Raw genomic sequence first — 10,688 nt, 5'->3', positions numbered from 1 at the left:
AAAAGTTGAAAAAGAAGGTCAAAACATGGTGAGACAATTTTATCGAGATACGTGGGCAGAAGTTGATTTAAATGCAATTAAACATAACGTAAAACAAATGAAGAAAATATACCCTTCACCAAAGTCAGTTTATGCAGTTGTTAAAGCGAACGCATACGGTCACGGTGATGTCCGAGTTGCTAAAGCTGCATTAGAAGCGGGAGCTGATAAGCTAGCAGTCGCTTTACTAGATGAAGGGTTACAATTACGTGAAAGTTTCCCAGATGTTCCGATTCTAGTGCTAGGAAGAATCCGCCCGAGCGATGCTCAGTTAGCAGCTGATTACAATTTAACTGTCACAGTGTTCCAAAAGGACTGGTTAATAGAAGCATCCAAACACTTAACTTCTAAGTTAAATATTCATCTTAAATTTGATACAGGAATGAACCGTTTAGGTATAAGAACGAAAGAAGAAGCGTATGATGTATTAAAAGAGCTAAAATCGACAACTATGGTAGTAACAGGGGTTTATTCACATTTAGCAACAGCAGATGAAAATAACAAAGCTCATCTTGAGGAACAGTTTGAGCGTTTCAAAGAGTCTTTGAAACTTCTACAAGACAATATTCCAAATAAGGTAGAAGTACATTTAGGTAACTCTGCTGGCGCTATGCGATTTCCGAACTCTATGTATGACGCTGTAAGATTTGGTATTGGCATGTATGGTTTATACCCTTCTGATCTCGTCAAACGTGAAACAGGAATTCTGTTAAAACCAGCGTTTTCATTAATTAGTCAATTAACACATGTTAAGAAAATTAATAAAGGTGATACAATCAGCTATGGAGCAACATATACCGCTGAAGAAGATGAATGGATTGGTACAGTCCCTTTAGGTTATGGTGACGGCTGGATAAGAAGATTACAAGGCTTCCATGTATTAATCGATGGTAAGAAGTATCCTATTGTAGGTCGAATTTGTATGGATCAATTTATGGTGAAGTTAGATCAACAAAAACCGGTCGATACGAAAGTGACAATTATAGGTGAAGATGGTGGGGAAACCGTTTCGACAGATGATGCCGCAACTCACCTTGAAACGATTAATTATGAGATTCCTTGTATGATTAATGAACGAGTTCCAAGGGTCTATATTAGTTGAAAAACGCTAGAAATAGCGACACAATAATATTGTGCTAAAGATTTTACTTTACGAAACTTAGCGAATGATGTTATGATGTTTTTAGATTTGTTGTTCGTAAAATGTTGGGGGTGTAAGGATGTCAGAGTCTTCGAAAGAGGTAGTTGTTGAATTACCGATGTCTTTACTGAATGAGTGCGATGAGTTGGTGAAGAATGAGGAAGATGTAAGTGATCGTCAGCAGCTCATTCTACATGCTATTAATAGCTATGTGAAAGAAGAAAAGAAACGTAAAATTAAAGAAAAGATGCGCCGTGGTTATGTAGAAATGAGGAATATCAACTTAGATATCGCATCTGAAGCTTTCCAAGCTGAAGAGGAGGCTGAAACCACTCTAGAGCGCTTAGTGAGTGGGGTGTAATTAACTTGTACGTTAAACGAGGCGACGTCTACTACGCAGACCTGACCCCCGTGGTAGGCTCTGAACAAGGCGGTGTTCGCCCAGTTCTTATTATTCAAAATAATATAGGGAACCGATTTAGCCCAACAGTAATCGTTGCTGCTATTACTGCTCAAATTCAAAAGGCAAAATTACCGACACATGTCGAAATTGATGCTGAAAAGTACGAATTTGAGCGTGACTCTGTTATTCTTTTAGAACAGATTCGAACGATCGATAAACAACGATTAACTGATAAGATTACAACGCTAGACGAATACTTAATGGGTCAAGTAGACGATGCGTTACAAATTAGTCTTGGGTTATTAGATTTATAGTGGATATAAAGAGGCCACCTTTTATGAGTATGTTTAATACATATTGATAAAAGGTGGTCTTTTCGTCTTAAAAAAAGGGGCATATGCTCCTCTATACTTTATATTTTTCCCAATATAAACTATAATAAAACCAATAATGTAAAAATGCTGAATTTTTCTGACAAATTAAATAGAAATTAGTCAAACGAAGTGGTAAATTGTAGTTAACATATTAATATGGAGGTACGTTATTCGTATGGACTTAAAAGAGCTTGTATTAGAAAATAGTGATGAGATTGTTAGCAGATGGGTGGAAAAGCAAGGAAATCACTCGTTGCATGATTATAACTCAACAATATCAAATGATATGATTAAGCAAATGAACCGTGAATTCGCAGACATTATCGTTTCTAGTTTAAAAGAAGTTGGAGCAAACTTAGAACAGCTAGATGAGTTTGCTGAGAAAGTGGTTAACCTTGGATGGCCGTTTGGTTATATCACTGAAGGGTTACAAGTTTTTCGCAGCGAGAGTATTAAGTTTGTTTTAGATCAACAAGGAACGGAAAATAAAGAAGACTTTATATATGTAATGGATGGCATAAACGAATGGATCGATCCATTAAAAACGAGACTTATGAATCAATACTCAGCTAATTGGAATAACATTATTTCATTGCAAAAGTTAGCCTTAGAAGAGTTATCAGCGCCATTAATTCCAGTTATGGATGAAATTACGGTTATGCCATTAGTTGGAACGATTGATACAGACCGTGCCAAGCTTATAATGGAAAACTTGCTTAACGGTGTCGTTAAAAACCGTACGGGCGTTGTTTTAATAGATATTACAGGTGTCCCTGTCGTTGATACGATGGTCGCACACCATATTATACAAGCAGCAGAAGCAGTTAGGTTGCTAGGTGCAACATGTATTTTAGTTGGTATTCGTCCAGAAATCGCACAGACGATTGTCAACTTAGGAATTGACTTAAGTCAGTTCCCTACTAAGAGCTCACTTAAGAAAGGTTTTGAAACTGCTTTAGAGATTACTGATAAACAAATTGTATCGAACGATGATAAAAAAGAAGACGTGGAAGAAATCTTAGATTCGATTGGGAAGGAGTAATGAACGTGCGTGTACCTATTTTAAAGTTGCATAACTATTTATTAGTTTCAATTCAAATAGAGTTAGATGACCAAACAGCGATGCAATTTCAAGAAGACTTACTAAGTAAAATTCATGAAACAGGAGCAACAGGTGTTGTTATTGATTTGACGTCAGTTGAGGTTGTCGATTCATTTATTGCTAAAGTATTTGGAGATGTAGTATCAATGGCTGGTTTAATGGGAGCAAAAGTTGTCTTCACAGGCATACAGCCAGCAGTTTCAATGACATTGATTGAACTCGGTATTTATTTAAAGGAGGTACCAACTGCATTAGATTTAGAGCAAGGTATTATTAAGTTAAGACAAGAATTGGAGGAGAAGTGATGAAAGAAACGGTATCCTCTGTTGTGATTAAAAAAGAATGGGATATTGTTGGTGCTCGACAAGCGGGAAGGCAACTTTCACAAGAGCTCGGCTTTGGCTCTGTTGACCAGGCTAGAATTGCTACTGCTATATCAGAGTTGGCCCGCAATATATATTTGTATGCAAAAGAAGGAGAAATCACCTTCGAGGAGTTGTATGACTTACCTAAAGTAGGTCTGAAAATAATTGCGAAAGACAAAGGTCCAGGCATTAATGACCTAAGCGCTGTAATGGAAGATGGTTACTCCACTTCTGGTGGTTTAGGTGCTGGTTTACCAGGTGTTAAAAGGCTGATGGATGAATTTGATCTAGTATCAGATGAAGAAGGCACCAAAGTAACCACCATCAAGTGGGCCCGACCTTAGGAGGGGTACTAATTGAGTTCGTTGCGATCAGATATGCAAGATTATAAAGACTTACTATCGAAGTATTTGGAGACTAAAGATGAAGCCATTCTATATCAAGCTGAACAGTTTAGTAAACAATCTATTCAACAAAATATCTCTCCGGATGAAATTGTTAATGTTCACTATCAAGCCTTAAAGGATATCTACCCGGATCTTCACGAACAAATAGAAGGGTCCTTTAAATTTTTAATCGAAACGATGATTTCGTACGGCTTAGCCTATCAAGAACATCAAGTATTGCGTGAAAAACAAATCGAATTAAAATCTGAGATTGGTGTGGCAGCTAATATGCAAAACACGTTGCTGAAAACATCAGTCCCTAAAACGCATGCAATTGATATAGGTGTGAAGTCTGTACCAGCGAGAGAGATGAACGGTGATTATCATCATTTCATTAAAGATGAACAAGGTAATGTCGGGGTTGCTGTCGCTGATGTAATTGGGAAAGGGATTCCTGCAGCATTTTGTATGTCGATGATTAAATTTGCAATGGAAAGTTTCTCAGAGAATCAAATTTATCCACAATGGATCCTTGATTCATTAAACCGCGTCGTTAGTCGAAATGTTGAACAAGGCATGTTCGTTACAATGTTTTATGGTTTATATGACGTATATACACATCAGTTTTACTATGCATCTGCAGGGCATGAGCCTTGTTTTATTTTAAGAAATGAGACGAGAGAATTTGAAGAAATCGATGCAAAAGGCTTGTTGCTTGGTGTTGAAAGTGCCGTTAAGTATGAGCAACTTAACACTTCCATTCATGAAGGAGACTTAATCGTACTGCTTACGGATGGTGTGACAGAGTGCCGAGTGGATGGACGCTTTATTGAACAAGAAGAAGTGTTGAATATAATTAAGGAACATGAACATTTAAACTCACAAGAAATTGTTGAATATGTATTTAAATACTTTGAGCGATTACAAGACTTTCAGCTTAGGGATGACTTTACACTAGTTGTTATGAAGAGAAATTCTAGTTTAAGTGTTTAACGACTTGTATATGCGGGTATGTGCTTTAAAGTACACTAGAATGGGGGATGCAAAATGAACTTACATATTGATGATCATCAAGAAGACAATTATGGCATATTAAAACTATCAGGTGAAATTGATGCCTATACAGCACCTCAATTAAAAGATAAGCTTTTAACTTTAGTTGAGGAGAAAGAAAGTGTTGAAGTTGATCTAACAAAAGTAAGTTATATGGATAGTACTGGGCTAGGTGTTTTTATTAGCGCCTTAAAGCTATCAAAAGAAAAAGATCACAACTTTAAGTTAACCAACCTACAAGAAAACGTTTATCGTTTATTTAATATTACAGGTCTTAATGAAGTCATCAGTATTGAAAATACAATTAAGGGTGAATTGTCATGAAGCAAGCATTTGATTTCGTAGAGATGAAGCTACCCGCAAAGTCTGAATTCGTTGGAGTTTTGCGGTTAACAATATCCGGAGTTGCTAACCGTATGGGTTTTTCATATGAAGAAATAGAAGATTTAAAAGTAGCAACTTCTGAAGCTATTACCAATGCAGTAAACCATGCTTATTACGATGAGGGACCCGGTGAAGTGACAATCGGATTCGGATTGTATGAAGATCGGTTAGAAGTAATGGTTGCTGACCGTGGAGGTAGCTTTGATCTGAAAGAAGTGAAAGAACAAATCGGTCCGTATGATGAAAAAGAGTCAATTGAGGATATGAGAGAAGGAGGGTTTGGTCTCTTCTTAATCGATGCCCTAATGGACAAAGTTGAAATTAATAATAACCATGGCGTAATCGTCCTAATGACCAAGTTTTTGTACGAAAATGAGGTGGGGCAAAATGACGACCAAATCTCAACAACACAATAGTGGAGAAGATATTTACGAGCTAATTGATTATTTACGCGAACACCCAGAGAGTGAAGAAACACAAGAAAAAATTATTTATAAATACGAAAACTTGGTTCATTCATTAGCAAAAAAATATTCTAAAAACAGCGAGATTCATGAAGATTTAGTCCAAGTAGGTATGCTAGGATTAATGGCTGCTATTCGTCGATATGACAGTTCATATGGTAAGTCGTTTGAATCCTTTGCAGTACCAACAATTATTGGTGAGATTAAACGTTTTATTCGAGATAAAACGTGGAGTGTGCATGTTCCTCGTCGAATAAAGGAATTAGGGCCTAAGATTAAAACAGCAGTTGAAGAATTAACGACAGAAAATCAACGTTCGCCATCTGTAGCTGAAATAGCAGATTATTTAGGTGCTTCAGAAGAAGAAGCGTTAGAAACGATGGAGATGAGCCAAAGTTATAACGCTCTATCAGCAGATCGTCAAATTGAAGCAGATGCAGATGGTAGTACAGTGACGATCTTAGACTTAGTCGGCGACCGTGAAGAAGGTTATGAACAAATAGATTATAAGCTGTTAATTGAAAAGATTATGCCTTTGTTAAGTGAGCGAGAGCAAGACATTTTGAAGTGTACGTACTTTGAGAATCTAAGTCAGAAAGAAACAGGTGAACGCCTCGGTTTATCCCAAATGCACGTTTCTAGATTGCAACGTCGTGCATTAAGGAAGTTAAGAGATTCCATGGGTGAAGAAGATCTGGAGGTTTTATTTTGATTGATAAGAAAGACCACATGGAAGTTGCTACTTTTCAAAAACCGAAAAAAGGCAACTATCATTCCGGCGACTCTTATTTTTATATCGAAACTGATGATGGTTTTCTTTGTGCTTTGGCAGATGGTTTAGGAAGCGGTGAAGTAGCTAAAGACTCAGCAGATACTGTTATTGATGTCATTAGAGATAGCCACACTAAACCTTTAGATGAGTTAGTACACTTAGCAAATCAAGCTCTATTCGGTCACCACTTGCGCGGCTGTGTTTTAGGAATATTGCGAGTTAATTATCGTGAACAATCCTATTCCTATGTGTCTGTCGGAAACATTAGTGTTATTGCAGTTGATCATTATGGTAAGAAAAAAAGAAACATTCCTGTTCCAGGCTATCTATCAGGTGTGAAGAAGTCTGTAAAAGTCCATAATGGTGATTTACAAAATGGGTCTGTTTTCTTTATGTTTTCAGACGGCGTTAACGAACGTAAATTAACTAAAGAATTTTATAGTCATCAAACGATGGATTTAACGATCCAATGGTTTACGTTACAACAAGAACATTATATGGACGATGATACAACGTTAATAGCTATGAAATATAGCGAGTAAATTAATGAGGGTGACGAGTTAGTCGCTCTCATTTTTTATTTGTGAAACAAGAAATTCATTGTTTTTGATTTTTTGTTACAATATTAACGTAAGATTGATTTATTAGGAGGAAACGCTTTGACAGAATTACAAAATGATTTAGTACAAGTAGTAGCTAAACAAGTGAATATTCAACCTGCAATAATTACAACCGTAGTTCAAATGATTGAAGAAGGGAATACAGTTCCTTTTATAGCAAGATATCGTAAAGAACAAACGAAAGGGTTGGATGAAACAGAAATCCAATCGATCAAAGAAACTTATGATTACCAACAGCAGTTACATAATCGAAAAGAAGAAGTTATTCGGTTAATTGATGAGCAAGGCAAATTAACAGACGAGTTGAAAAAAGATATTCTAAGTGCTACCCAACTTCAGCGTGTAGAAGACTTATACCGTCCATATAAGCAAAAGCGTCGAACAAGAGCGACGATTGCAAAAGAGAAAGGTTTGGAGCCTTTAGCAGAACTCGTATGGAAGCAAGAAGGTATTCAAGTTGAGAAAGAAGCAGAGCAATACCTTTCTGAGGAACATGAACTTGCTGATGTTGAAGCGGTAATACAAGGGGTTAATGATATTATCGCTGAATGGATCTCAGATGAACCTGCATTCCGTGATGACATACGTTCGTACACTTTTAAACAAGGTGCCATCATAACAGAGTTGAAAAAAGGTGCAGAAGACGAAAAAGAAATCTTTCAAATGTACTATGATTATCGCGAACCAGTAAAAAACATGGCTTCTCACCGTGTACTTGCTGTTAATCGTGGAGAAAAGGAAAAAGTATTGAAAGTGGCAATTGAACACCTGTTGATACTATTATCGAATATATTAAGCGAGCAGTCATTAAAAATAGAGAAACTGAAGAAGCAGCCATAATTAATGAGGCGATCGAAGACAGTTATAAACGATTAATACAGCCATCGATAGAAAGAGATATTCGCACATCTTTAACTGAAGAAGCAGAAGAGCATGCCATTGATATTTTCGCGAAAAACTTGCGAAACTTATTGCTTCAGCCGCCATTAAAAGGTAAAACGATTTTAGCGGTAGACCCTGCCTTTAGAACAGGCTGTAAACTGGCAATCGTTGATGAGACAGGCCAAATGAAATCAGTAGACGTTATTTACCCAACTGAGCCCCGTAAAGACATTGCGGGGGCTGAAAAGAAAGTTCTAAAAGCACTAAATGACTATCCGATTGAATTAATCGCAATTGGAAATGGTACGGCTTCACGTGAGACAGAGCAATTTATTGCTGATTTAATTCAGAAACATAACCTTGATGTCGCTTATTTAATCGTCAATGAAGCAGGCGCTAGTGTTTACTCCGCATCTAAATTAGCAAGAGAGGAATTCCCTGACCTACAAGTAGAAGAACGCTCAGCTGTCTCGATTGCTAGACGTGTCCAAGACCCGCTTAGCGAGTTAGTTAAAATTGACCCTAAATCGATCGGTGTAGGTCAATACCAACATGATGTAAGCCAAAAGAAATTAAACAACTCACTTTCTTTCGTTGTTGAGACAGCGGTTAACCAAGTCGGTGTTAATGTTAATACAGCTTCATCATCGTTGTTACAGTATATTTCTGGTTTAAACAAAACGGTAGCTAACAATATTGTTAAGTATCGGGAAGAGAATGGGAAGTTTACAGATCGTAAGCAAATTAAAAAAGTCCCACGTCTTGGTAACAAAACGTATGAACAAGCGATCGGTTTCTTAAGAATATTAGATGGAAAAAATCCACTGGACAGAACTTCGATTCACCCAGAAAGTTACCAAGTAGCTAAAGACTTGTTGGAACAGTTAGAGCTAACAACTTCAGAGATTGGCTCAGAGCAAGTTCGTCAAAAATTAGGCGAAAGGTCTATGGAACAATTAATGGATGGATTAGATGTTGGTAAATTAACGTTACAAGATATTGTAAGTGACTTAAAGAAACCAAATAGAGACCCGCGTGACGAACTACCAAAACCTCTGTTAAAGACTAATGTATTATCAATGGAGGATTTAGAACAAGGCATGGAGTTACAAGGAACAGTACGTAATGTTGTAGATTTCGGTGCCTTTGTTGATGTTGGGGTAAAACAAGATGGCCTTGTCCATATCTCCAAATTATCTAACCGGTTTGTCAAAAATCCATTAGATGTTGTTGCTGTTGGTGATATTGTTACAGTATGGATTGATGAAGTAGACGTTAAAAGACAACGCATTGCTTTAACAATGATTCCAGTAACGAGTTAGTCGTTAAGTAGTTTTCTATAGTAAAAGAACCAACATTGGTTTAACGTCTTAATTTGTTGTATATCTTTAGAAGCATAAGCTTTTAAAAGTTGATTTTGTAACCAGCTAGGCATAGACATCACCTTTAAAATAAGTTTTGTCATTATAATATGCATATATAGCTTGTTTGCTACCGAGTTTTTATTAAGAAGTCTTGATATACCAAACGCATACCCTTGTGTTTGGTATATCAATTTTAATGTGGGTGAAGAGAAATGGAACAGTTTGAGTTACAACAGTTAACAGATCAATTATCAAGAGAATACTTTGATAAACCTTATAAACATCATGTTTGTTTTAACAAACGTTTAAGAACAACTGGTGGGAGGTATATACCTGCTAGGCAAACAATAGAGATTAACCCAAAGTATCTACAGGAGTTAGGCATAGAAGAATTGGTTGGTATTCTTAAGCATGAATTGTGTCATTATCACTTACATATAGAAGGAAAACCATACAACCACCGAAGTAAAGAGTTTAAAGAGTTGTTACAGAAGACAGGCTCTCCACGCTACTGTGAACGACTTCCTTCTGAAAAGAGTAAAGAAACATATCAGTATCGATGTGAAAAATGTGGTTTAACATTTAATCGGAAAAGAAGGATCCAAACTTCTCGTTACAGATGTGGTAAGTGTAAAGGGAAAATCGTTACAATTAATTAGTGGTCGTAAAATATAAAAATAGTGTTGACTGTTCTATATAACACATGGTAAATTATAAAAGCCGTAACGAAGAGAGTGTTCTTCCGCGGCTTCTAAACAAAACGTTCAATAATTTACTAATAAGTAATTGACATGAAAAACAAGTTGTTATATTATACTTTATGTCGCAACAACTTAGAAAACGTTAAAACGTAAACTTAAACTAGAGATTACGTTTTTTGCACCTTATGAACTTAATAAATTTCTCTTGAAAATACTTTACATTGAACTTAAAACATTTTATAATTATCAATCGTTGGGGTAAGCAATTACCTTAATAAGTGAAAAAGTTCATTTCATATTCCAGCGTAGCTCAGAGGTAGAGCAGTTGGCTGTTAACCAATTGGTCGCAGGTTCGAATCCTGCCGCTGGAGCCATGGAGAAGTACCCAAGTGGCTGAAGGGACACCCCTGCTAAGGGTGCAGGTCGCGTAAGCGGCGCGAGGGTTCAAATCCCTCCTTCTCCGCCATTTTAATTAAACGGCCCATTGGTCAAGTGGTTAAGACACCGCCCTTTCACGGCGGTAACAGGGGTTCGAATCCCCTATGGGTCATTCGGTCCGGTAGTTCAGTTGGTTAGAATGCCTGCCTGTCACGCAGGAGGTCGCGGGTTCGAGTCCCGTCCGGACCGCCATTACTTTC

The 10,688-nt window shown here is 37.1% G+C and carries 13 protein-coding genes, 4 tRNA genes and 1 pseudogene; 17 read left to right on the top strand and 1 reads right to left on the bottom strand.

Annotated elements, in window-relative coordinates:
* From alr to A194_RS18215, 12 genes and pseudogenes are all read left to right on the top strand, one after another.
* Positions 1–1,141 (top strand): alanine racemase (gene alr, locus A194_RS0110995; RefSeq protein WP_017186896.1); only part of this gene is annotated, 1,141 nt, incomplete at its 5' end.
* Positions 1,142–1,259: 118 nt separating this feature from the next.
* Positions 1,260–1,541 carry a hypothetical protein gene (locus A194_RS0110990; RefSeq protein ID WP_017186895.1) on the top strand — a complete coding sequence of 94 codons (282 nt, stop codon included), beginning with the start codon at positions 1,260–1,262 and terminating at the stop codon, positions 1,539–1,541.
* 5 nt (positions 1,542–1,546) lie between these two features.
* Positions 1,547–1,897 (top strand): type II toxin-antitoxin system PemK/MazF family toxin, encoded by a 351-nt coding sequence (locus A194_RS0110985; RefSeq protein ID WP_017186894.1) that lies wholly within the window; start codon positions 1,547–1,549, stop codon positions 1,895–1,897.
* 235 nt (positions 1,898–2,132) lie between these two features.
* Complete coding sequence (locus tag A194_RS0110980) at positions 2,133–2,999, top strand: STAS domain-containing protein (protein WP_017186893.1); 867 nt, start codon at positions 2,133–2,135, stop codon at positions 2,997–2,999.
* A gap of 5 nt (positions 3,000–3,004) precedes the next feature.
* Positions 3,005–3,364 (top strand): STAS domain-containing protein, encoded by a 360-nt coding sequence (locus tag A194_RS0110975; protein ID WP_017186892.1) that lies wholly within the window; start codon positions 3,005–3,007, stop codon positions 3,362–3,364.
* Positions 3,364–3,768 (top strand): anti-sigma regulatory factor, encoded by a 405-nt coding sequence (locus A194_RS0110970; RefSeq protein WP_017186891.1) that lies wholly within the window; start codon positions 3,364–3,366, stop codon positions 3,766–3,768. The genes A194_RS0110975 and A194_RS0110970 overlap by 1 nt, the downstream gene beginning before the upstream one ends.
* Positions 3,769–3,780: 12 nt before the next feature.
* Complete coding sequence (locus tag A194_RS0110965) at positions 3,781–4,803, top strand: PP2C family protein-serine/threonine phosphatase (RefSeq protein WP_017186890.1); 1,023 nt, start codon at positions 3,781–3,783, stop codon at positions 4,801–4,803.
* Between the two features lie 54 nt (positions 4,804–4,857).
* A complete protein-coding gene (locus A194_RS0110960; RefSeq protein ID WP_017186889.1) occupies positions 4,858–5,187 on the top strand; it encodes an STAS domain-containing protein in 330 nt (109 codons plus the stop codon).
* Positions 5,184–5,663 carry an anti-sigma B factor RsbW gene (rsbW, locus tag A194_RS0110955; protein WP_017186888.1) on the top strand — a complete coding sequence of 160 codons (480 nt, stop codon included), beginning with the start codon at positions 5,184–5,186 and terminating at the stop codon, positions 5,661–5,663. Before A194_RS0110960 ends, rsbW begins: the two co-directional genes overlap by 4 nt.
* On the top strand, positions 5,635–6,423 hold the full coding sequence (gene sigB / locus A194_RS0110950) for an RNA polymerase sigma factor SigB (RefSeq protein ID WP_017186887.1): 789 nt from the start codon (positions 5,635–5,637) through the stop codon (positions 6,421–6,423). The genes rsbW and sigB overlap by 29 nt, the downstream gene beginning before the upstream one ends.
* Positions 6,420–7,025, top strand: a complete 606-nt coding sequence (locus A194_RS0110945) for a SpoIIE family protein phosphatase (RefSeq protein WP_017186886.1) — start codon at positions 6,420–6,422, stop codon at positions 7,023–7,025. Before sigB ends, A194_RS0110945 begins: the two co-directional genes overlap by 4 nt.
* A 117-nt stretch (positions 7,026–7,142) precedes the next feature.
* A pseudogene (locus tag A194_RS18215) lies at positions 7,143–9,307 on the top strand (Tex family protein).
* On the opposite strand, the gene cmpA reads toward A194_RS18215, so the two are convergent.
* Positions 9,304–9,420, bottom strand: coding sequence for a cortex morphogenetic protein CmpA (cmpA, locus tag A194_RS19820; RefSeq protein ID WP_017186885.1), 117 nt, complete (start codon positions 9,418–9,420; stop codon positions 9,304–9,306). The pseudogene A194_RS18215 and the gene cmpA sit on opposite strands and share 4 nt — an antisense overlap.
* A gap of 141 nt (positions 9,421–9,561) precedes the next feature.
* Between cmpA and A194_RS0110930 the strand changes: the two genes are divergently transcribed.
* From A194_RS0110930 to A194_RS0110910, 5 genes are all read left to right on the top strand, one after another.
* Positions 9,562–10,008 carry a SprT family protein gene (locus A194_RS0110930; RefSeq protein WP_017186884.1) on the top strand — a complete coding sequence of 149 codons (447 nt, stop codon included), beginning with the start codon at positions 9,562–9,564 and terminating at the stop codon, positions 10,006–10,008.
* A 341-nt stretch (positions 10,009–10,349) separates the two neighbouring features.
* Positions 10,350–10,424 (top strand) — tRNA-Asn (locus A194_RS0110925).
* 1 nt (position 10,425) lies between these two features.
* Positions 10,426–10,516: transfer RNA gene (locus A194_RS0110920), tRNA-Ser, on the top strand.
* 12 nt (positions 10,517–10,528) lie between these two features.
* A tRNA-Glu gene (locus A194_RS0110915) sits at positions 10,529–10,600 on the top strand.
* Between the two features lie 3 nt (positions 10,601–10,603).
* Positions 10,604–10,680 (top strand) — tRNA-Asp (locus A194_RS0110910).
* The last annotated feature ends 8 nt before the right edge of the window (positions 10,681–10,688 follow it).

It is taken from the genome of Alkalibacillus haloalkaliphilus C5 (assembly GCF_000269905.1).
Classification (GTDB): Bacteria; Bacillota; Bacilli; order Bacillales; family Alkalibacillaceae; genus Alkalibacillus; species Alkalibacillus haloalkaliphilus_A.
Note: the sequence above shows the minus strand (reverse complement) of the source record. Positions and strands in the feature narration are given on the sequence as shown.